Source organism: Streptomyces sp. NPDC034099, assembly GCF_055575415.1.
Map to the genome: position 1 here is coordinate 375,301 of NZ_JBVISR010000001.1, position 20,299 is coordinate 395,599.

Genomic DNA, 20,299 nt, shown 5'->3' on the forward strand with positions numbered 1-20,299 from the left:
GCGCTCAGTCGCCCCCGCCGCCATCGGCACCGCCGCCGCTCACATGGGCCCGCACTCCCTGCAGCCCGAACAGCACGAGCAGTTCGACCGCGCCGCCGTCGGCGCTGCCCAGCCAGTGCGGCAGGGAGGTGTCGAACTCGGCGGCCTCCCCGGGCGCCAGCGTCAGGTCGCGCTCCCCGACCAGCAACCGCAGCCGGCCGCCGAGCACGTACAGCCACTCGAAGCCCTCGTGGGTCTGCGGGGTCGGATCGAGCGGGGCCGGGCGGCTCGGGATGATCATCTTGAAGGCCTGGGTGCCGCCCGGCCGCCGGGACAACGGCACGAAGACCATCCCGTAGCGCCGGATCGGCTTCAGGTGGATGCGGGGGTCGCCCGTGCGCGGGGCGCCGACGAGGTCGTCCAGGGGGACGTCGTAGATCCGGGCGAGCGGCAGCAGCAGTTCCAGGGTGGCGCGACGCTGTCCGCTCTCCAGCCGGGACAGGGTGCTCTCCGACACGCCCGTCGCCGCCGAGAGGTGGGCGAGGGTGATGCCCCGCTCGCGGCGCAGCGCGCGCAGTCGCGGGCCCACCGCGTCGAGTACGTCGTCCGTGCCGGCGTCCATCGGGCCACCTTGTCATAACGGCAAGTTTTCGTGCCGGATCGCGCGGTCGCTGTCGACACTGGCCACGTCCGTCGCTCGCACCCGGCCCTGCCGGACCGAGCCGGCCGACAGCCGACGAAGGAGTTCCGATGAGCGCCACCGATGCGGTCACGTTCTGGGACGGCGTGTACGCCGCCCGACCGGCGCCCGACACCCCGCGACCGAACGTCCGCCTCGTCGAGACGGTCACCGCGCTGCCGCCCGGTGACGCCCTGGACCTCGGGTGCGGCAGCGGCGGCGACGCGCTGTGGCTGGCCCGGCGGGGCTGGCGGGTCAGGGCCGTGGACATCTCCGGCGTGGCGGCCGAGCGGCTCGCGGGGCAGGCCCGCGCGCACGGCCTCGGCGACCTGGTGGACGCCGTACAACACGACCTGCGCGCGTCCTTCCCCGAGGGCCGGTTCGACCTGGTCTGCGCCCACTACCTCCACACTCCCTTCGACCTGGACCGCGCGTCGGTCCTGCGTACGGCCGCGCACGCGCTGCGCGCGGGCGGGCGGCTGCTGGTCGTCGACCACGGTTCGACCGCGCCGTGGTCGTGGGACCAGGACCCCGACGCGCGGTACCCCTCCCCGGAGGAGGTCGCGGCGGACCTCGCCCTGGACCCGGCGACCTGGCGGGTCGAGCGGGCCGAGGCCCCGCGCCGGACCGCGACCGGACCGGACGGGCGCACCGCCGAAGTCGTCGACCACGTCCTGCTCGTCCGTCGCGCGGGCTGACGGGCCGTATGCCCGCGGCCCGCCCGCCCTGCGCCCCCTGGAGGCCCGTCACCATGCCCACCACCCCCCGCACCCACCGCCGGGACACCCCGCCGCCCCGGACCGGCGGCAGCGAGGCCGAGACCCTGCGCGGCTTCCTCGACTACCTGCGGACCTCGATCGCCGGCAAGGTCGAGGGCGCCCCGGAACCGCGGGTCCGCACGGCCGCGGTGCCGTCCGGCACCAACCTGCTCGGGCTGCTCAACCACCTGACCCACGTCGAGCGCGCGCTCTTCCTCGGGGCACAGGTGCGGAGCTGGCCGGCCACCTTCCGGGCCGCGCCCGAGGACGGCGTGACCGAGGTCGTCGCCCGCTACCGCGAGGCCGTCGAACGGGCGAACCGCGTGCTCGACGGCTGCGCCGACCTCGGCGAGCCGCTCCCCCGGTCCCGCCCGGGCCGCCCCGCGCCCAGCGTCCGCTGGGCCCTGACCCACATGATCGAGGAGACCGGCCGCCACGCCGGCCACGCGGACATCCTGCGCGAGCTGATCGACGGGACGACGGGGCGCTGACCGGGCCGGCCCCTCGCCCTCCCCAACCACGCGGATGGCAAGGGACGTTGACAACGGACACGGGGTGGGCGAACGCTGACAGGAGCACAACGTGCCCCGCGCACCCAAGGCACCCCATGCACCGCAGGCACCCTCGGGAGGAGACGGCACGCCATGGCGAACACGATCGAGATCCGTCCACTGGACAAGACGGAGACCACCGGCGACAGCGGTGGCAATGGCGGCGCCTGACCGGACACGCCCGATGCACCGCTGTCCCACGGTCGCGGAAGTCACCGGGTCGGCGCGGCGGCTGGTCGCCCGGTTCCCCGGAGTTTGCCGCCTGCGCCGCATCGGCACGTCCCGGGCCGGCCGGCCGATCCTGATGCTGTCCGTGGGCCACGGGCCGCGCCACGTCCTGGTGGTGGCCCGGCCGCACTCGGACGAGCCGGTGGGCGGCGCGACCGCGCTGGCGCTGGCCGAGCGGGTGGCCGACGGCGACCGGCGGTCCGCGGCGACCGATCCCGATGCCGTCACCTGGGACCTCGTCCTGTGTCTCGACCCGGACGGCGCGGCCCTGAGCGAGGGTCTGGAGGCGGCGACGGCCGGTCCCGGACACGCCCTGGACCGCTACTACCGTGCCGCCTTCCGCCCGGTCGCGGCGGAGCAGCCGGAGTGGGCGCCCATCGAGGGGCGGCAACTTCCGGAGAGCCGTGCCCTGTTCGACGCGGTCGACGAGCTGCGGCCCGTTCTCCAGTGCTCGCTGCACAGCGTCGACGCCGGCGGCACCTGGGTCCAGCTCACCCGCGGCCTCCCCGGCCTCGCGGCACCCTTCCACGCCTTCGCCGCCGCAGTCGGCGTCCCGGTCCAGCACGGCACGTACGACGCCCTGTACTGGGAGAACCCGGCCCCCGGCATCCACGTCCTGCCCCCGCCGGACAGCACCGCCCGGCTGGCGGCCGGCTCCGAGAACATCGGCCTGTCCACCTGGTGCGCGCCCCAGCGGTACGGCGGTGTCACGGCGATCGTCGAAGTCCCCCTGTGGGCGACCGGTACGGCCGACGACCTGTCCCCGCACCCCGACCCGGCCGGGGCCCTGCGCGAGCTGGCCGGGCTGGTGCGGGAGGGCGGCCGGCAGGTGACCGCCGTCTTCGACAAGGCCCGGGGCTTCCTGCCGCCGGCCGAGGACAGCCCGCCCAGACGCGTACTGGAGTGGATGGCCGACGACCTGTACGACCTGGTGGCCGGCTCCTGGGCACCCCTGCTCCGGCAGGCGGACGACGAGCCCCGCACCGGGACCTCACCCCGGCTGACGACGGCCGCGATCAGCGCCCTGGAGGTCGTCGCACGCCGCCAGCCCCTGCGCGCGGCGGGGCTCCTGCTGCGGCTCCTCCAGGCGGCCGACGACCCCGCGGCAGCCGGACTCCGCCAGGAGCTGGACGGGCTCTTCACCACCTGGTGCGCGGAGTTCGCGTCGTCCCTGCGGCTGCGCCGAGTGCCGGTGCCCGACCAGGTGGAACTCCAGGCCCGCACGGTGGTGGCGGCGGCGGAGTGCGCCCTGGAGCGCTGACGCGCCGGAGCGGTCCTGGACCGGCGGCGTCAGGTCCTCCATGCCCGCCGTTCCCCGCCGCGGGGGTCGTCGACCTGGGTCCACTCGGTGTCGATGCGCATGGTGGCCCGGCGGCCGGTTTCGTACGGGTCCCAGCCGGGGTCGCCGGTCCGGGCGAACCGGATCCAGGTCTCGTGGACGCGGGTGGCGAGGTCCGCGGGGGCCTTGTCGGGGCCGAGCAGGGCGTCGGGGCCGTTGAGTTCGGGCCGGTCGGCGAGGTCGAAGACGAAGGGCAGCTCGACGGCGTGGGCGGCGCCGAGTTCCCCGCCCAGGGCGTGCGAGCGCCAGGCGAACTCGTAGGCGTAGGTGGCGGACCGCGGGTGGTGGGCGGCATGTGCTTCCGCCAGGGCGCGGCTGCCCGCGCCGAACAGGGCGTCGGCCATGACGGCGGAGCGCAGTTCCGCGAAGGACGCCCCGGGGCGGGACGCGCGGTAGGTCTCGACGAGCCGCGCCGGATCGGGGTGCGAGCGGGCGGCGGTCTCGTCGACGTCGGCGGCGGTCGAGGTGGCGTACTTGCCCACCGGGACCAGGTAGAGGTTGCCCTCTTCGGTGTTGGTGCCGACGAGCAGGTCGACGTCGGCGGCGCGGCCGGCGGCGACGGATGCGGCGGGCTGGGTGTCCAGGACCAGGCTGAAGGGGCTGAGACCGATCAGCGGATCGCCGTGGGTCCCGGTCCGCAGGTCGATGCCGGCGAGCCCGCCGGCCGCCTCGACGAGCCGCTCGTCGGGGATGCCTGCGAAGGTGGCGACGGAGGGCTCGATGCCCAGGGCCTCGCCCGCGGCCCTGGTGACGCGGGCGGCCTGCTCGGGCGTGAACGCGCCCAGGCCGCTGCCGCTCTGCACGATCGCGCGGCGGAACAGGCCGGCGGCCTCGGGGGTGGCGAGGACGCCGCCGACGGTGGTCGCCCCGGCCGACTGGCCGAAGAGGGTGACGTTGTGCGGGTCGCCGCCGAAGGCGGAGACGTTCTCCCGCACCCAGCGCAGCGCGGCGACGACGTCGAGCAGGCCGCGGTTGGCGGGCGCCCCGGGGAGGTCGAGGAACCCGGCGATCCCGAGCCGGTAGTTGAGGGTGACCAGGACGACGCCGTCACGGGCGAACGCGGAGCCGTCGTACAGGGTGGCCCGCGTCGATCCGGCGACGAAACCGCCGCCGTGGACGAACACCATGACCGGCAGTCCGCCCCCTCCGGCGGCGGGCGCGAAGACGTTGACGGTGAGGTAGTCCTCGCCGCGGCTCCAGCCGGTGCCGAAGTAGGGGGTCATGTCGATGTCGCCGAGCCGGCGTGCGGACTGCGGGGCGGTGGGTCCCGGCACGGTGGCGTCCCGCACGCCCGCCCACCGCTCGTGCGGCCGCGGCGGGGCGAACCGGCCGGCGCCGCGGGGCGGGGCGGCGTACGGGATGTTCAGGAAGGTGAGGGTGCCGCCCCGGTGCAGGCCGCGTACGGTTCCCTGCGCGGTGGTCACCACGGGGTCGGGGTGGTGGTTCATGTCGCGTGTCCTTCCGCGGACCTCAGGCCTGCTCGGTGTACTTGGAGAAGGGCGCCCAGCCCTTGACGGCGAACTTGCTTCCCTCACGGACCACTTCGGCGGCGCCGTGGCCGCCGAGGTGCGCGGGGAAGACGAGGGCGTTGCCGTCGGCCGCCGAGCCCAGGAGCTTGTGGCGGGTGGCGCGGGCTTCGGCGGGGTCCTCGCAGAAGCAGCTGTTGGCGTCGGGCTCGTGGATCTGGATCGGGCTGTGCATCAGGTCGCCGACGAACAGGGCCCGGTCGGAGCCTGACTCCAGCCGCAGCACCGATGAGCCGGGGGTGTGGCCGGGCGCGAGGTCGAGGCGCAGGTTGGCGTCGATCCGGTGGCTGCCCTCCCACAGCCGGGTGAGGCCGGCCGCGTGCACGGGGGCGACGCTGTCCTCGAAGACGTTCTGGTTGCCGCGGCCGAGCCGGGTCCTGATCTCGTTGGCGGGGTTCCAGTAGTCGAAGTCCGCCTTCGCCATGAGGTAGGTGGCATTGGGGAACGTCGGTACCCAGGTCCGGCCGTCGAGGTAGGTGTTCCAACCGACGTGGTCGACGTGCAGGTGCGTGTTGATCACGATGTCGACGTCCTCGGGGCGGACCCCGGCGCGGGCGAGATTGCCCAGGAAGTCGGTGTCCAGACGGCTCCACACCGGCGCGTACGGCCGGTCCTTGTGGTTGCCGACGCCGGTGTCGACCAGGATGGTCCGGCCCTCGCTGCGCAGGACCCAGGTCTGGATCGCTGTGTTGACGCTCCGGGTCCCGGCGTCCAGGAAGTCGGGCACCAGCCAGGAACGGTGCGTGTCCCACGCCTGGGCCGGGCTCTCCGGGACGAACTCCTCGGGTGTCAGGCCGACGGGACCGTAGTACTCCCGGACCCGGGTCACGGTGACATCGCCGAGGGCGAGGGTGTCCATGGTGGTCTCTCCAGTTCGATCGCTTCCGCGTGCTCGGCGCTCCCCCGTGAACGCGCCTGTTCCGCAAGGGTGCGCCGCGCTGCCGGGAGGCGGTATGCGTCACGTGACTGCACCTGGCCTGCGCCATCGGGAATGCCGCGGGAGAGGTGCGCGTTGAAGCGGTCTCCGGGATACGGCCCACGGCATACGGCGGGCTGTGCGAAATCTCAGTTTCTGGAGCGACCGTGGAGAATGGTGGACGCGCTCGGGCGGGCCGCAGCCCGGCTGGAGATCCCGCTCCGAGGGTGCTGGGCCGGGAAACCGAGACCGCGGCCCTCATGAGGCGCGTCGCCGCCGACCGGTCGCACAGCGCGGTGCTGGTCGTCGAGGGCGAACCGGGGGTCGGCAAGAGTGTCCTGCTGGACCTCGCCGTGCGCCGAACGCGCGACGCCGGCCACCGGGTGCTGCGAGCGGTCGGCAGCGAGTCCGAGGCCCGTCTCGCCTTCGCCGGTCTGCACCAGCTGCTCCGCCCGGTGCTCGGCGACCTGGACGGCCTGCCGGCCCGGCAGCGTTCCGCGCTCCGGATCGCGCTGGGACTGTCCGACGCCACCCCTCACCCCGATCACCCCGATCACGCCGAGGCCCCCGACACCCTGCTCGTCGGCCTGGCGGTGCTGACCCTGGTGTCGGAGCTGGCGGAACCGGCACCGCTGCTCGTGGTGGTCGACGACGCCCAGTGGATCGACCTCGCGTCGCTGGACGTTCTCTCCTTCGTGGCCCGGCGGATGGACAGCGAGCCCGTGACGCTGCTGATGGGCGTGCGTGCCGCGGCCGTGCTGCCCGGCTTCGACCAGGGCTACGAGCGCCTGGAGATCGGGCCCTTGAGCGGTGACGCGGCGAACCGGCTCCTGGATGAGCAGCCGATCCGGCCCACCGGCCGTATCCGGGTCCGGATCCTGCGGGAGGCGGCTGGCAATCCGCTGGCCCTGGTCGAACTCGCCCGTGCCTCCGCCGTCGCGGGCCGACAGCCGCAGGGCAGCGGAGTGGAGGGCCCGCTGCCCGTCACCGACCGGCTGGAAGCGATCTTCGCCCGGCACATGCGGCATCTGCCGGAAGCCACCCGCCGCGCCCTGCTGCTGCTCGCCGCCGCGGACGCGTCGGACGCGCCGGTGGCCGCGCGGGGCCTGCCCGAGGCGGACGACACGACATGGGTGCCCGCCGAACGGGCCGGTCTCGTACGACGGCACAGCACCGGAATCTCCTTCCGGCACCCGCTCGTCCGCTCGGCGGTCTACCACGCCGCGCCCTTCGAGGAGCGCAGGCGGGCCCATCTCGCTCTCGCCCGGCTGCTGGGCGAGGAGCCCGACCGCCGCGCCTGGCACCTCGCCGCCGCTACCGAGCGGCCCGACGAGCAGGTGTCGGCGCTCCTCCTGGAGACAGCGGGCCGGGCCAGGCGCCGGGGCGGCCACGCGGCCGCAGCCGCCGCCCTGGAGCGCGCCGCGGAACTCAGCCCGCGCCGCGCGGACCAGGCACGGCTACTGGCCGACGCCGCGGACATGGCCGTCTACACCGGTCAGCTCGGCTGGGTGGAACACCTGGCCGACGAGGTCCGTAAGCGCAGTGACGACCCGGCGCCGACCAGCCGGGCCGCGCTGGCGAGGGGGCAGCTCATGACCATGGGTCCGCACCACACGGCCGCCTTCGCGCTGCTGTCGCGCATCGCCGAGGAGGCCGCGGACGCCCGGTCGCCCCGCCTGCTGGACGCGCTCGCGGCGGCAGCGGTGGTCCGCTACTACTCGGGCGAGGAGTCCCAGCGGCAGCGCATCGAGGACCTCCTCTCCGAGGTGCCGGACTCCCCCGCGGGCGGTGCGCTGCGCGCCTGGACACGGGCCGTCTCCGATCCCGACGGTGCGGGAGCCTCCCTCGCCCCGGCGCTGCCCCGGCTGATCGCCGAGGCCAAGGACGACGCCGGATCCCTGACCGCGCTCGCCGTCGTTGCCTGGCTCCTCGGCCAGACCCCGCTCGCCGCCCGGACCTTCGACGAGGCGTTCGGCCGTTGGCAGGCCCACGGCCCGCTGCCGGCCGGTCTGGCCTGCGCCGCCGGCTGGGCCTATCTGGAGCAGGGCCGCTGGGCCGAGGCCCGCTCGGTGGCCGCCGAGATCGCGGAGGTGGCCGCGCAGGCCGGGCTGGCCCACGCCGAGGCGTGCGCACGAGCGCTCGACGCGACCGTGCTGGCGCTGCTCGGTGAGCCGGCCGAGGCACGCGGCAACGCCGAGCGGGCGCTGGCCCTCGTCGATCCCCTGGAAAGCCGTTCCGTCGCCGTCTTCGCCCGCCGCGCCCTGGGGCTGGCGGCGGTGGCCGAGGGCGACTACGACACCGCGTACGCGCAGTTCCGCGCCGCCTTCACCGAGGACGGCGACCCGGTCCACTACCACGTCTCCCCCACCGTCCTGGCGGACCTGGCCGCGGCGGCCGTCCGCCGGGGACAGCGCGCATCCGCCGCGGAACTGCTGGAGCGGTCGGTGCGGCGCCCGGGCACCGGCCCGTCGGCACGTGTCTCCGCCCTGGCCGAGCGGGGCCGCGCCCTGCTCGCCGAACCGGAGCACGCCGAACGGCACTACCGGGCGGCGCTGGCGGACGAGGCGGGCGAGCACCGGCCCTTCGAGCGGGCACAGATCCGGCTGGACTACGGCGAGTGGCTGCGCCGGCAGCGTCGTATCGCGGCGGCCCGACCGCTGCTGACCGGCGCACTCGACACCTTCCGGCGGCTCGGCGCCCGACCGTGGATCGAACGCGCCAAGGCGGAACTGCGAGCCGCCGGCATCGAGCCGAACGGCGCCGCCCCCCGCGCGCTCACCGAACTCACCCCTCAACAGCAACAGATCGTGCAGCTCGCGGCCCGCGGCCTGACCAACCGTGAGATCGGGGAGAAGCTGTTCCTCTCCCCCCGCACGGTCGGCTCACACCTCTACCGCGTCTTCCCCAAACTGGGCATCACCGCCCGCTCCCAACTGCGCGACGTGACCGACGGCACCGGGACGGGCGCCGCCTCGGCACAGCGGCGTCAGCTCACCGGCCAGGGCTGAGGCCGGGATAGACTCCCGGCGCCCGACGGCGCCCGGCAGGACGCTTCGGGGCAGGCCCGCTCTCCCCGGTAAGGACCAGGCATGACCGTCGCTGAACAGCACCCCGGCACCGACGGGGTCAGCATCCAACGGCTGCGCCGCCGTCTGGAACGGCTGATCGGCGTCGCCGCCACCGAAGGGAACGAACTGGTCGCGCTGCGCAACGGCGACGAGATCTTCCCCGCCATGCTGGGCGCGATCCGGGCGGCCGAGCACACGATCGACATGATGACGTTCGTGTACTGGCGCGGGCAGATAGCCCGCGACTTCGCCGCCGCCCTCGCCGACCGGGCCCGGGCCGGGGTACGGGTCCGGCTGCTGCTGGACGGCTTCGGCGCCAAGGAGATCGAGCAGGACCTGCTGGATGTCATGGAGGCCGCGGGCGTACAGATCGCCTGGTTCCGCAAACCGCTCTGGCTGTCGCCGTTCAAGCAGAACCACCGCTGCCACCGCAAGGCCCTCGTCGTCGACGAGCACACCGCCTTCACCGGAGGAGTCGGCATCGCCGAGGAGTGGTGCGGCGACGCCCGCGGCCCCGGTGAGTGGCGCGACACCCACGTCCAGGTGCGCGGCCCGGCCGTGGACGGCGTCGCCGCCGCCTTCGCCCAGAACTGGGCCGAGTGCCACGACGAGTTGTACGACGACCGGGACCGGTTCTCCGAACACACCCAGCCCGGCACATCCATCGTCCAGGTGGTGCGCGGCTCGGCCAGCTTCGGCTGGCAGGACATGCAGACCCTCATCCGCGTCATGCTCACCTCCGCCGAGCACCGATTCCGCCTGGCCACCGCCTACTTCGCCCCGGACAGCTACTTCGTCGACCTGCTCTGCGCCACCGCCCGGCGCGGCGTGACGGTGGAGATCCTGCTCCCCGGCCGGCACACCGACCAGCGGGCCTGCCAACTGGCCGGCCAGTACCACTACGCCCGTCTGCTGGACGCCGGGGTGTCGATTCGCCAGTACCAGCCGACCATGCTGCACGCGAAGATCATCACCGTGGACGGGCTGGCCGCCCTGATCGGGTCCACCAACTTCAACCGGCGCTCCATGGACCACGACGAGGAGATCATGCTCGCCGTCCTGGACCAGGAGTTCACCACCGGCCTGGACCGGGACTTCGACGCCGACCTGGAACGCAGCACCGCCATCGAACCGACCCGCTGGAAGCGCCGCGCCGCCCTGCAACGCCTCCGGGAGACGGCCGTCCTGCCCCTGCGCCGGTTCCTGTGAACTGACAGAGCGACCCACGCGGAAGCGCACCGCGAGTGAGGCGCTCGGCCTCGCGGACAGGCGTGGCTCGGCGCATGGCCTCCCTCATCCAGGGCAATCGACAGACACGTCGGAGATTCTGGAGTCGCATCATGATGATCGTAGGAATTGTCGCCGTGTGCGTCGTTCTCGCCGTCCTCGCTTTCCTCGTACCGCGCCTCTCCCGCCACCCGCAGCGCGGGACGCAGCGCACGCTCGGCGCCGGATCCCGAGCCGGGGGGAAGGCCCCCGGCATCCTCGGTCGCGCCTTCAGCAAGCCCTTCCGGAGCAGTTCCAAGGCCGTCGGCCGCAGCGGTTCGGCCGGCCGACGGGCCCGTGGCCACATGCCGTTCTAAGCAGCATCACCACTTCGGCAAGGCCCCCGCACCGCATGGCGGCGCGGGGGCCTCACCGCGTCCAGCGCGAACAGGCGTGCCTCACTCCGCTAGACGTTGAAGCGGAACTCCACCACGTCCCCGTCCTGCATCACGTAGTCCTTGCCCTCCATGCGCGCCTTGCCCTTGGCGCGGGCCTCGGTCACCGAGCCGGTGGTGACCAGGTCGTCGAAGGAGATGACCTCCGCCTTGATGAAGCCCTTCTGGAAGTCGGTGTGGATGACACCGGCGGCCTCGGGCGCGGTGGCGCCCTTCTTGATGGTCCAGGCGCGGGATTCCTTGGGGCCGGCCGTCAGGTAGGTCTGCAGGCCGAGGGTGCGGAAGCCGACGTGGGCGAGGGTGGCGAGGCCGGGCTCCTCCTGGCCGACGGACTGGAGGAGTTCGAGGGCCTCGTCCTCGTCCAGCTCGGCGAGGTCCGCCTCCAGCTTGGCGTTGAGGAAGATCGCCTCGGCGGGGGCGACCAGGGCGCGCTGCTCGTCCTTGAAGTCGTCGTCGGTCAGCTCGTCCTCGTCGACGTTGAAGACGTAGAGGAAGGGCTTCGTCGTGAGGAGGTGGAGGTCGTGGAGGAGTTCCGCGCGCTCGGTGCCCTGGAGGATGCCCTGGGAGAAGAGGGTGTCGCCCTTCTCCAGGATCTCCTTGGCCTCCTCGACGGCCTTGACCTTGGGAGCGATGTCCTTCTTGATGCGCGACTCCTTCTGGAGGCGCGGGAGGACCTTCTCGATGGTCTGGAGGTCGGCGAGGATCAGCTCGGTGTTGATCGTCTCGATGTCGTCCTTCGGCGAGACCTTGCCGTCGACGTGCACGACGTTCTCGTCCTTGAAGGCGCGGATGACCTGGCAGATCGCGTCGGACTCGCGGATGTTGGCAAGGAACTTGTTGCCCAGGCCCTCGCCCTCGCTCGCGCCGCGCACGATGCCCGCGATGTCGACGAAGTCGACCGTCGCCGGGAGGATCTTCTCGGAGGAGAAGATCTCGGCCAGCTTCGCCAGGCGGGGGTCGGGGACGCCGACCACGCCGACGTTGGGCTCGATCGTGGCGAACGGGTAGTTGGCCGCGAGCACGTCGTTCTTGGTCAGGGCGTTGAACAGGGTCGACTTGCCGACATTCGGCAGACCGACGATTCCGATCGTGAGCGACACGTTGCGACTTCCCGTACGTGAGATGCGGAGGGGCGGGTGGGATGGGGCAGGCCGGACAGGGGCCGATCCACCAGTCTACGGGGTGTGCCGTACCGGACCCGCTCGGAGTCGAACGCTTGGCCAAGGCGCGCCCCACGGCGTGTCTGTCGGGCTATTCGGCACATAAACAGACCTAAGTTGGTGCAGTGGAGCAACACAGGACGCGACCTGCGCAGTACGGACCGCGACGAAGCCGGGCGCCGCTGCCCGCACAGGGCCGGGGCGGTGCCGCTGCCGCACGGCCGCCCGCGGGCCGGGTGGTCGGGCGGCCGGCGGGTCGGCCCGTGGACCCGGCGCGCCCCGCTCCGGGAGCGGGTTCACCGGTGGCCAGGGCCGTGCGGGCCGTGCGCGGGATGCCCAATCCGCGGTTGACGGGGCTCGGCAGCGGTCTGTTCTGCGCGGCCGTGATGACTCTGCTGGGCTTCCTGGACGAGCTGCTGTTCGGCGCGTCCCTGACCGTGTACGGGGTGTTGTTCGTGCCGGTGAGCCTGCTCACCGCGCTCTGGGTGCGCCGGGGCGACCTGCTGACCGCCCCCGTCGTGGTGCCGATCGCCTTCGCCGTGGGCCTGGTGCCCGTGGCGGAGAGCGGGGACGGTCCCGCCGGACGGCTGATGGGACTCGTCACCGCGCTGGCCACCGAGGCCGGGTGGCTGTACGGCGGGACGCTGGTCGCCGGGGCGGCCGTGATCGTCCGCCGGATCCGGCTGGTGCGGCGCCGGGCGGCCGCCCGGAACCGGATCCCGGCCGCGTGACGGCGCCTTCGCAGCCGGCCCTCACTCGCCCACGCCCCTCGCAACCGCCCCCGCTCAGCCCGCCGCGCGCATCGCCGCGCCCACGATCCCCGCGTTGTTCTGGAGCTGGGCGGGGACGATCTCCGCCCGGACGCCCTCGATGTGGGGCAGGAACTTCTGGGACTTGCGGCTGACGCCGCCGCCGATGATGAACAGCTCCGGCGAGAACAGCATCTCGACGTGGGCGAGGTACTTCTGGACCCGGTGGGCCCAGTGCTCCCACGACATGTCGTGATCGTCCTTGACCTTGCTGGAGGCCCGCTTCTCCGCGTCGTGACCGTCCAGCTCCAGATGGCCCAGCTCGGTGTTGGGGACCAGGACCCCGTCGGTGAAGACCGCGCTGCCGATGCCGGTGCCGAAGGTGAGCAGGATGACCGTGCCCTTGCGGCCGCGCCCGGCGCCGAAGTGCATCTCGGCGACGCCCGCCGCGTCCGCGTCGTTGACCACCGTCACGTCCAGCCCGCCCAGCCGCTCGCTGAACAGGGCGCGCGCGTCGGTGTCGATCCAGCCCTTGTCGACGTTGGCCGCGGTGCGTACCGTCGCGCCGCCCGTCACCACACCCGGGAAGGTGAGGCCGACCGGGCCGGTCCAGCCGAAGTGCTCGACGACCTGCCTGACCCCGTCGGCCACGCCGTCGGGGGTCGCCGGGTGCGGGGTCAGCACCTTGCAGCGCTCCTGGGCCAGGTCGCCCCTGTCGAGGTCCACAGGGGCGCCCTTGATCCCGGATCCGCCGATGTCCACGCCGAAGATCTGCATGGCCCTACGTTACGACGGACGACTGACGGTCACGCCCCGGGTGTACCCGCGGTACCGGCGGTCCCCGAGCCGCCCCGCTCCGCCACCAGGGATGCCGCCTCCTCGCGCAGGTCGCGGCGCAGCTCCTTGGGCAGCGAGAAGGTGATCGACTCCTCGGCGGCCTTGACGATCTCCACGTCCTCGAAGCCGCGCCGCGCGAGCCACTCCAGGACCTGCTCGACCAGGACGTCGGGGACGGAGGCGCCGGAGGTGACGCCGACCGTGCTGACGCCCTCCAGCCAGGACTCCTCGATCTCGTCGGCGAAGTCCACCAGGTACGCCTCGCGGGAGCCGGCCTGCTTGGCGACCTCGACGAGGCGCTTGGAGTTGGAGGAGTTCCGCGAGCCGACGACGATCACCAGCTCTGCCTCGGCGCCCATCTGCTTCACCGCGAGCTGGCGGTTCTGCGTGGCGTAGCAGATGTCGTCGCTCGGCGGGGAGATGAGCTGCGGGAACTTGTCCTGGAGCGCGTCGACGGTCTCCATCGTCTCGTCGACGGAGAGGGTGGTCTGGGAGAGCCAGACCACCTTCGACGGGTCGCGGACCTCGACCTTCGCGACGTCCTCGGGTCCGTCGACGAGCTGGATGTGGTCGGGGGCCTCGCCGGAGGTGCCGATGACCTCCTCGTGGCCCTCGTGGCCGATCAGCAGGATGTCGTAGTCGTCGTTCGCGAAGCGGACGGCTTCCTTGTGGACCTTGGTGACGAGCGGGCAGGTGGCGTCGATGGTGGCGAGGCGGCCGCGCTCGGCCTCCTCGTGGACGACGGGAGCCACGCCGTGCGCGGAGAACATCACGATGTTCCCCGGGGGGACCTCCTCCGTCCGCTCGACGAAGATCGCGCCCTTCTTCTCCAGGGTCTGGACGACGTACTTGTTGTGAACGATCTCGTGCCGGACGTACACCGGAGCCCCGTACTGCTCCAGGGCTTTCTCGACGGCGATCACGGCGCGGTCCACACCCGCGCAGTAGCCACGGGGGGCGGCGAGCAGGACACGGCGGCCAGGCGAAGCAGTCATGGCACCCATCGTAAGGCCGCGTTCGGCGGGTCAAAGATCGCGTGGGTGTGGCGTTGCCGGGGAGACTGGCGGGAACGTTCCGAGGCAGAGTCCGAAGGAGAACCGGGGCGGGAACCGAGGCACTGGCGGAGGCACGATGGCGCAGACCGGTACGACGGCCCCGGGGGCCGGTGAGGAACACCAGCTGAGGCGAAGTCTGGGCTTCAGGGACCTGGTCGTCTACGGCCTGCTCTTCATCGCGCCGATGGCGCCGGTCGGCGTGTTCGGCACGCTGGACGCCAAGTCGCACGGCGCGGTGGCCCTCGTCTACGTCGTCGCCACGATCGCGATGGCGTTCACCGCGTTCAGCTACGCGCAGATGGTGCGGGTGGTCCCCCAGGCCGGGTCGGTGTTCGCCTACGCGCGCGCGGGGCTCGGCAACGGGGCCGGGTTCATCGCCGGGTGGATGGCGATGCTGGACTACGTCCTCATCCCGGCGGTGGCGTACCTCTTCTCCGGCATCGCGATGGAGGCGCTGGTCCCCGAGGTGTCGCGGTGGGTGTGGACGGCGATCGCGGTGGTCGTCACGACGCTGCTGAACGTGTGGGGGGTGCGGACGGCGGCCCGGGTGGGCTTCCTGGTGCTCGCCATGGAGATCGTCGTACTGATCGTCTTCGTGGCCACGGCGATCGTGGTCCTGGCTCAGGACGGGGCCGAGCGCGACTGGCTGTCGCCGCTGTCGGGGGACGGCACCCAGGGGGCGTTCGCGCTGTCGGCGGTGGTTGGCGCGGTGTCGGTGGCGGTGCTGTCGTACCTGGGCTTCGACGCGATCGCCACTTTCGCGGAGGAGGTCACCGGCGGCTCGGCGAAGGTCGCGCGGGCGCTGCTTTTCTGCCTGGCGCTGGCGGGTGTGCTGTTCGTGGCGCAGACGTACCTGGTGGCGCTCCTGGAGCCGGTGTCGTCGGCCCAGCTGGCGGCGGAGCCGGAGCGGCAGGGGTCGGCGTTCTACGACGCCGTGGACGCGTCGGTGGGCACGTGGCTGCACGACCTGGTGGCGGTGAGCAAGGCGATCGGCGCGGCGTTCGCGGCGCTGGCCGGGCAGGCGGCGGCCGGGCGGCTGCTGTTCGCGATGGGCCGGGACCGGCGGCTGCCGGGCGTGCTGTCGCGGACGGACGCCGGGGTGCCGCGCGTGGCTCTGCTCGTGTCGGCGGTGATCACGATGGCGGCCGCGGTGTGGGCGGCGCGCCGGGACGACGGTCTCGACCACCTGGTCTCGGTGGTCGACGTCGGCGCGCTGACCGCGTTCACGCTGCTCCACGCGAGCGTGGTGGGCTGGTTCGTCGTCCGGCGCGGCGCGGGCCGGGTGAGCTGGTGGCGGCATCTGCTGGTGCCGGTGCTCGGCGCGGCGATCACCGTCGCGGTGATCGTGGAGGCGTCGTCGACCGCGCAGGTGGTCGGGGCGATCTGGCTGGCGGTGGGGCTGGTGGTGCTGGCGGTGCAGTGGAGGGGGCGACGGGACACGGACCGGACGGGCGTGTGACGGGGGCGGTCTCGAGGGGCCCCGTTGTCGGACCCGGCCGTTACGCTCGGGCGCATGGCTGCCAACTCCTCCCCCGAAAGCCCGCTGCCCGTGGGCGAGGTCTCACGGCTGATCGGGGGCTGGATCGACCGGCTCGGCGCGGTCTGGGTCGAGGGGCAGATCACCCAGTTGTCGCGCAGGCCGGGCGCCGGCGTGGTGTTCCTGACGCTGCGCGACCCGTCGTACGACATCTCCGTGAGCGTGACCTGTTACCGGCAGGTGTTCGACGCCGTGGCGGACGTGGTCGGCGAGGGCGCGCGGGTGGTCGTGCACGCCAAGCCGGAGTGGTACGCGCCACGGGGGCAGCTCTCGCTGCGGGCCGCCGAGATCAAGCCGGTGGGCGTCGGTGAGCTGCTCGCCCGTCTGGAGCAGCTGAAGAAGGCCCTCGCGCGCGAGGGGCTGTTCGCGGCCGAGCGCAAGAAGCCGCTGCCGTTCCTGCCGCAGCTGGTGGGCCTGGTGTGCGGACGGGCGTCGGCGGCCGAGCGGGACGTCCTGGAGAACGCCCGGCACCGCTGGCCCGCCGTCCGCTTCGAGGTGCGCAACGTCCCGGTGCAGGGCGTGCACGCGGTACCGCAGGTGGTGCAGGCGGTGAAGGAGCTGGACGCGCTGGACGACGTGGACGTGATCGTCGTCGCGCGCGGCGGGGGCAGCGTGGAGGACCTGCTGCCGTTCTCCGACGAGCAGCTGGTGCGGGCGGTGGCCGCCTGCCGTACGCCGGTCGTCTCGGCGATCGGCCACGAACCGGACAGTCCCCTGCTCGACCTGGTCGCCGACCTGCGCGCGTCCACACCGACCGACGCCGCGAAGAAGGTCGTGCCGGACGTCGGCGAGGAGTACGAGCGGGTACGGCTGCTGCGGGACCGCGCGCGGCGGTGTGTGGCGGCGTTCGTCGACCGCGAGGAGCGGGGCCTGGCCCACGCGCTGGCCCGGCCGTCGATACAGGATCCGCACCGGATGATCGAGGAGCGGGCCGAACAGGTGACGGCCCTGCTGGACCGGGGCCGCCGTTCGCTGCGGCACCACCTCGACCGGGCCGACTCCGAGCTGACGCACACGCACGCGCGCGTGGTGGCCCTCTCCCCCGCCGCGACCCTCAAGCGCGGGTATGCGGTGCTCCAGCGGTCCGACGGCCACGCGGTCCGCGACCCCGGCGAGGTGGAGCCGGGCGAGACGCTGCGGGCCCGGGTCGCCGAGGGCGATTTCTCCGTACGAGTCGACGCATAGGGTGGGTGGATGACCAGCGAGGTGCAGCAGCCGACGGCGATGTCCGAGGCGCTCGGGTACGAGCAGGCGCGGGACGAGCTGATCGAGGTCGTCCGGCGGCTGGAGGCCGGCGGTACGACGCTGGAGGAGTCCCTAGCCCTGTGGGAGCGGGGCGAGGAGCTGGCGAAGGTGTGCCGCCGCCGGCTGGACGGCGCCCGGGCCCGCCTGGACGCGGCGCTGGCCGAGGAGGAGGCGGGCACGGAGGACGCGGCCGCCGGGAGCGACGGCACGCTCTAGCTCGGGCCTGGCCGGGCGGTGAGCCCGAGGCAGTCCATCAGGAGGCCCAGCAGGCGACCGGCCTTGGCCCGGCGTGCGGGCCGGTCGACGGCTCGGTACGAGTGCCGGTGTACCGCCGCCCCTGTGAAGCGGATCACCACGCTCCCTTTTTGATTGAAACTTGAACTTCTTCGGCGTACTGTCATCACCGTCAACGGCTCCCGGCTCCACGCCGCGCGGAGCCGACGCACCCCCGGAGAAAGATCACGCATGTCTCTCGTTCTTGACCCCGCCGCCCAGGACCTGCTGTTCCGCGAGGCCCGCACGGCGAACACCTTCACCGACGAGCCGGTGACCGACGAGCAGGTGCAGGCGATCTACGACCTGGTCAAGTACGGCCCGACCGCCTTCAACCAGTCGCCGCTGCGCATCACGCTGGTCCGCTCTCCCGAGGCCCGCGAGCGCCTGGTCACGCACATGGCGGAAGGCAACCGGCCCAAGACGGCCGCCGCCCCGCTGGTCGCGATCCTGTCCGCGGACAACGAGTTCCACGAGGAGCTGCCGGAGCTCTTCCCGCACTTCCCGCAGGCCAAGGACGCCTTCTTCAGCGAGCGTCCGGTCCGCGAGGGCGCGGCCACCCTGAACGCCGCCCTCCAGGCCGCCTACTTCATCGTCGGCGTCCGCGCCGCGGGGCTGGCCGCCGGACCGATGACCGGTCTCGACTTCGAGGGCGTGCGCAAGGAGTTCCTGGACGACGACCACACCCCGCTGATGGTCGTCAACATCGGCCGCCCGGGCCCGGACGCCTGGTTCCCGCGCTCCCCGCGCCTCGCCTACGACCAGGTCGTCACCACGGTCTGAGGCACGCGGCACCGCACGCGCGACGAAGCCCCCGGCACCTCGCCGGGGGCTTCGTCATGGCTCGTGGGCGGCCGGGCCACGGGGCCGGGTGGCCGGTGGCCTGTCAGGTCAGCTTCAGCGCCGCCGCCATCTTGCCGAGCTGCTCGAACGACCCGGTGCCGGCCACGACCGTCGTCGCGCCCTTCATGTCGTCGGTGCCGTGCAGGACCAGCGCGTCGTACCGGCCACCCGTGTACCGGGTCCAGGTCCGGCCGCCGATCTCCTCGGTCCGCTCGGTCGCCCGCGCGCCCCGGCTGGCGTCCTGGATGAAGGTGGACGCCTTCTGCGTGGACTGCTCGATCGTCACGTACTCGCCGTCCGGAGCCCGGAAGCCCAGGTGCCAGGCGTCGGAGTCGTCACCGCGGAAGCGGACGGAGGTCGGCTTCCACTCCTCGGACAGCCCCTCGGGCGCGGCCACCGGGTACGACGCGGCGCGCTGCGCGGTCAGCAACTCGACCCGGTAGTCGACCCGCTTGACGTCCGGTTCGCCGTCGTCGTGCGGAATGAACATCCAGATCACGCCCGCCGCCAACACGATGACCCCCAGGGAGAGGATCATGTCCCGGGCCGACTTCTGCTTGCCTTTCATACCTGCCACGCCCCCTATCGTCGCAGGTGCCTGATCCGCTCATACGTGGGGTCCCCTGCTCATTTTGTCGGACTGACGATAGAGTCATGGCCACACCCTCATCCGGCCGTCGTCGTATCAGAAAGGTGCGTTCCGATGACCGAGCATCATCTCCCGTCCGAGCTGGACGTCCCCTCAGAGGCCCCCGACCGCAACCTCGCCATGGAGCTGGTGCGGGTCACCGAGGCCGCGGCGATGGCCGCCGGCCGCTGGGTCGGGCGCGGTGACAAGAACGGCGCCGACGGTGCCGCGGTGCGCGCCATGCGGACCCTCGTCCACACCGTCTCGATGAACGGCGTCGTCGTCATCGGCGAGGGCGAGAAGGACGAGGCCCCGATGCTCTTCAACGGGGAGCGGGTCGGCGACGGGACCGGGGCCGAGGTCGACATCGCCGTCGACCCGATCGACGGCACCACGCTGACCGCCAACGGCATGACCAACGCGATCGCGGTGCTGGCCGCCGCCGAGCGCGGTTCCATGTTCGACCCGTCCGCGGTCTTCTACATGGACAAGCTGGTCACGGGCCCCGAGGCCGCCGACTTCGTCGACATCAACGCGCCCGTCGCCGTGAACATCCGCCGGATCGCCAAGGCCAAGCGGCGCACGCCGGAGGACGTCACCGTCGTCATCCTCGACCGGCCGCGGCACCAGGGCCTCATCAAGGAGGTCCGGGAGACCGGCGCCCGGATCAAGCTGATCTCCGACGGTGACGTGGCCGGCTCCATCCTGGCGCTGCGCGAGGGCACAGGCATCGACCTGCTGCTCGGCATCGGCGGCACGCCGGAGGGCATCATCTCGGCCTGCGCCGTGAAGTGCCTGGGCGGCACCATCCAGGGCAAGCTGTGGCCCAAGGACGACGAGGAGCGGCAGCGGGCGGTCGCCGCGGGGCACGACCTGGACCGGGTGCTGACCACCGACGACCTGGTCTCCGGGGACAACGTCTTCTTCGTCGCGACCGGCATCACCGACGGCGAGCTGCTGCGGGGGGTGCGGTACCGGTCGGAGACGGCGACGACCGACTCGATCGTGATGCGGTCGAAGTCGGGGACGGTGCGGCGGATCGACTCCGAGCACCGGCTGAGCAAGCTGCGGGCGTACAGCGCGGTTGATTTCGACCGGGCGAAGTAGACTCCGTCGGTTTCGCGGGGCGCCCACGGGGGGGGTAGGGGCGGGTGCGATGTGGCGGCTGCGGCGCCGTCGTGGCTGGTCGCGCAGTTCCCCGCGCCCCTCGGTTGGCTGACTTCCCCGGCGTCGCTACGTGCGCGGGGTCGCGCTCGCGCGGCAGAGC

General features: G+C 72.9%; 19 protein-coding genes. 12 read left to right on the plus strand and 7 right to left on the minus strand.

Features of this window, described 5'->3' with window-relative positions; genetic code table 11:
• Window positions 1-4: 4 nt before the first annotated feature.
• Window positions 5-601, minus strand: coding sequence for a helix-turn-helix domain-containing protein (locus tag ACZ56V_RS01715; RefSeq protein WP_467380728.1), 597 nt, complete (start codon window positions 599-601; stop codon window positions 5-7).
• Between the two features lie 128 nt (window positions 602-729).
• Here ACZ56V_RS01715 and ACZ56V_RS01720 point away from each other — a divergent pair, with 128 nt between their 5' ends.
• The 3 genes from ACZ56V_RS01720 (at window position 730) to ACZ56V_RS01730 (ending at window position 3,456) form a co-directional block, all read left to right on the plus strand.
• The gene (locus ACZ56V_RS01720) at window positions 730-1,356 is read left to right on the plus strand and encodes a class I SAM-dependent methyltransferase (RefSeq protein ID WP_398913271.1); all 627 of its coding nucleotides are present in this window, start codon (window positions 730-732) and stop codon (window positions 1,354-1,356) included.
• A gap of 53 nt (window positions 1,357-1,409) precedes the next feature.
• Complete coding sequence (locus tag ACZ56V_RS01725) at window positions 1,410-1,907, plus strand: DinB family protein (RefSeq protein ID WP_468938418.1); 498 nt, start codon at window positions 1,410-1,412, stop codon at window positions 1,905-1,907.
• Between the two features lie 244 nt (window positions 1,908-2,151).
• Entirely contained in the window at window positions 2,152-3,456 is a 1,305-nt protein-coding gene (locus ACZ56V_RS01730; protein ID WP_467380725.1) for a M14 family zinc carboxypeptidase, read from the plus strand.
• A 29-nt stretch (window positions 3,457-3,485) separates the two neighbouring features.
• Here the strand turns inward: ACZ56V_RS01730 and ACZ56V_RS01735 are convergent, their stop codons facing one another.
• On the minus strand, window positions 3,486-4,982 hold the full coding sequence (locus ACZ56V_RS01735; RefSeq protein WP_468938421.1) for a carboxylesterase/lipase family protein: 1,497 nt from the start codon (window positions 4,980-4,982) through the stop codon (window positions 3,486-3,488).
• Between the two features lie 22 nt (window positions 4,983-5,004).
• Complete coding sequence (locus ACZ56V_RS01740) at window positions 5,005-5,919, minus strand: MBL fold metallo-hydrolase (RefSeq protein WP_468938424.1); 915 nt, start codon at window positions 5,917-5,919, stop codon at window positions 5,005-5,007.
• Window positions 5,920-6,143: 224 nt separating this feature from the next.
• Here ACZ56V_RS01740 and ACZ56V_RS01745 point away from each other — a divergent pair, with 224 nt between their 5' ends.
• The 3 genes from ACZ56V_RS01745 (at window position 6,144) to ACZ56V_RS01755 (ending at window position 10,627) form a co-directional block, all read left to right on the plus strand.
• Window positions 6,144-8,984 (plus strand): helix-turn-helix transcriptional regulator, encoded by a 2,841-nt coding sequence (locus ACZ56V_RS01745; protein ID WP_468938427.1) that lies wholly within the window; start codon window positions 6,144-6,146, stop codon window positions 8,982-8,984.
• A gap of 81 nt (window positions 8,985-9,065) precedes the next feature.
• Window positions 9,066-10,253 carry a phospholipase D-like domain-containing protein gene (locus ACZ56V_RS01750; protein ID WP_468938430.1) on the plus strand — a complete coding sequence of 396 codons (1,188 nt, stop codon included), beginning with the start codon at window positions 9,066-9,068 and terminating at the stop codon, window positions 10,251-10,253.
• A gap of 131 nt (window positions 10,254-10,384) precedes the next feature.
• Window positions 10,385-10,627: a DUF6411 family protein gene (locus tag ACZ56V_RS01755; protein ID WP_356360729.1), complete on the plus strand. Its 243-nt coding sequence runs from the start codon at window positions 10,385-10,387 to the stop codon at window positions 10,625-10,627.
• A gap of 89 nt (window positions 10,628-10,716) precedes the next feature.
• Here ACZ56V_RS01755 and ychF read toward each other — a convergent pair whose 3' ends face one another.
• Window positions 10,717-11,805, minus strand: coding sequence for a redox-regulated ATPase YchF (gene ychF / locus ACZ56V_RS01760; protein WP_398913284.1), 1,089 nt, complete (start codon window positions 11,803-11,805; stop codon window positions 10,717-10,719).
• A gap of 185 nt (window positions 11,806-11,990) precedes the next feature.
• Here ychF and ACZ56V_RS01765 point away from each other — a divergent pair, with 185 nt between their 5' ends.
• Window positions 11,991-12,596, plus strand: coding sequence for a DUF6542 domain-containing protein (locus tag ACZ56V_RS01765; protein WP_468938434.1), 606 nt, complete (start codon window positions 11,991-11,993; stop codon window positions 12,594-12,596).
• Between the two features lie 54 nt (window positions 12,597-12,650).
• Here ACZ56V_RS01765 and ppgK read toward each other — a convergent pair whose 3' ends face one another.
• Window positions 12,651-13,391: a polyphosphate--glucose phosphotransferase gene (gene ppgK, locus ACZ56V_RS01770; protein ID WP_356360749.1), complete on the minus strand. Its 741-nt coding sequence runs from the start codon at window positions 13,389-13,391 to the stop codon at window positions 12,651-12,653.
• A gap of 29 nt (window positions 13,392-13,420) precedes the next feature.
• On the minus strand, window positions 13,421-14,455 hold the full coding sequence (locus ACZ56V_RS01775) for a 4-hydroxy-3-methylbut-2-enyl diphosphate reductase (protein ID WP_468938437.1): 1,035 nt from the start codon (window positions 14,453-14,455) through the stop codon (window positions 13,421-13,423).
• A gap of 127 nt (window positions 14,456-14,582) precedes the next feature.
• Here ACZ56V_RS01775 and ACZ56V_RS01780 point away from each other — a divergent pair, with 127 nt between their 5' ends.
• The 4 genes from ACZ56V_RS01780 (at window position 14,583) to ACZ56V_RS01795 (ending at window position 18,344) form a co-directional block, all read left to right on the plus strand.
• On the plus strand, window positions 14,583-15,965 hold the full coding sequence (locus ACZ56V_RS01780; RefSeq protein WP_468938440.1) for an APC family permease: 1,383 nt from the start codon (window positions 14,583-14,585) through the stop codon (window positions 15,963-15,965).
• Between the two features lie 54 nt (window positions 15,966-16,019).
• Entirely contained in the window at window positions 16,020-17,228 is a 1,209-nt protein-coding gene (xseA, locus tag ACZ56V_RS01785) for an exodeoxyribonuclease VII large subunit (protein ID WP_398913292.1), read from the plus strand.
• A 9-nt stretch (window positions 17,229-17,237) separates the two neighbouring features.
• Window positions 17,238-17,504, plus strand: coding sequence for an exodeoxyribonuclease VII small subunit (locus ACZ56V_RS01790; protein WP_398913294.1), 267 nt, complete (start codon window positions 17,238-17,240; stop codon window positions 17,502-17,504).
• Window positions 17,505-17,753: 249 nt separating this feature from the next.
• On the plus strand, window positions 17,754-18,344 hold the full coding sequence (locus tag ACZ56V_RS01795; protein ID WP_398913297.1) for a malonic semialdehyde reductase: 591 nt from the start codon (window positions 17,754-17,756) through the stop codon (window positions 18,342-18,344).
• 103 nt (window positions 18,345-18,447) lie between these two features.
• On the opposite strand, the gene ACZ56V_RS01800 is transcribed toward ACZ56V_RS01795, so the two are convergent.
• Window positions 18,448-18,972: a DUF4245 domain-containing protein gene (locus ACZ56V_RS01800; protein WP_467380762.1), complete on the minus strand. Its 525-nt coding sequence runs from the start codon at window positions 18,970-18,972 to the stop codon at window positions 18,448-18,450.
• A gap of 135 nt (window positions 18,973-19,107) precedes the next feature.
• On the opposite strand from ACZ56V_RS01800, the gene glpX reads away from it, so the two are divergent.
• Entirely contained in the window at window positions 19,108-20,139 is a 1,032-nt protein-coding gene (glpX, locus tag ACZ56V_RS01805; RefSeq protein WP_104634213.1) for a class II fructose-bisphosphatase, read from the plus strand.
• Window positions 20,140-20,299: the final 160 nt, after the last annotated feature.

What these genes read in the sequence shown, in the direction of transcription:
- ACZ56V_RS01715 (WP_467380728.1), bottom strand. Translation starts at nt 601, where the DNA reads ATGGACGCCGGCACGGACGACGTACTCGACGCGGTGGGCCCGCGACTG.
- ACZ56V_RS01720 (WP_398913271.1), top strand. Translation starts at nt 730, where the DNA reads ATGAGCGCCACCGATGCGGTCACGTTCTGGGACGGCGTGTACGCCGCC.
- ACZ56V_RS01725 (WP_468938418.1), top strand. Translation starts at nt 1,410, where the DNA reads ATGCCCACCACCCCCCGCACCCACCGCCGGGACACCCCGCCGCCCCGG.
- ACZ56V_RS01730 (WP_467380725.1), top strand. Translation starts at nt 2,152, where the DNA reads ATGCACCGCTGTCCCACGGTCGCGGAAGTCACCGGGTCGGCGCGGCGG.
- ACZ56V_RS01735 (WP_468938421.1), bottom strand. Translation starts at nt 4,982, where the DNA reads ATGAACCACCACCCCGACCCCGTGGTGACCACCGCGCAGGGAACCGTA.
- ACZ56V_RS01740 (WP_468938424.1), bottom strand. Translation starts at nt 5,919, where the DNA reads ATGGACACCCTCGCCCTCGGCGATGTCACCGTGACCCGGGTCCGGGAG.
- ACZ56V_RS01750 (WP_468938430.1), top strand. Translation starts at nt 9,066, where the DNA reads ATGACCGTCGCTGAACAGCACCCCGGCACCGACGGGGTCAGCATCCAA.
- ACZ56V_RS01755 (WP_356360729.1), top strand. Translation starts at nt 10,385, where the DNA reads ATGATGATCGTAGGAATTGTCGCCGTGTGCGTCGTTCTCGCCGTCCTC.
- ppgK (WP_356360749.1), bottom strand. Translation starts at nt 13,391, where the DNA reads ATGCAGATCTTCGGCGTGGACATCGGCGGATCCGGGATCAAGGGCGCC.
- ACZ56V_RS01775 (WP_468938437.1), bottom strand. Translation starts at nt 14,455, where the DNA reads ATGGGTGCCATGACTGCTTCGCCTGGCCGCCGTGTCCTGCTCGCCGCC.
- ACZ56V_RS01780 (WP_468938440.1), top strand. Translation starts at nt 14,583, where the DNA reads ATGGCGCAGACCGGTACGACGGCCCCGGGGGCCGGTGAGGAACACCAG.
- xseA (WP_398913292.1), top strand. Translation starts at nt 16,020, where the DNA reads ATGGCTGCCAACTCCTCCCCCGAAAGCCCGCTGCCCGTGGGCGAGGTC.
- ACZ56V_RS01790 (WP_398913294.1), top strand. Translation starts at nt 17,238, where the DNA reads ATGACCAGCGAGGTGCAGCAGCCGACGGCGATGTCCGAGGCGCTCGGG.
- ACZ56V_RS01795 (WP_398913297.1), top strand. Translation starts at nt 17,754, where the DNA reads ATGTCTCTCGTTCTTGACCCCGCCGCCCAGGACCTGCTGTTCCGCGAG.
- ACZ56V_RS01800 (WP_467380762.1), bottom strand. Translation starts at nt 18,972, where the DNA reads ATGAAAGGCAAGCAGAAGTCGGCCCGGGACATGATCCTCTCCCTGGGG.
- glpX (WP_104634213.1), top strand. Translation starts at nt 19,108, where the DNA reads ATGACCGAGCATCATCTCCCGTCCGAGCTGGACGTCCCCTCAGAGGCC.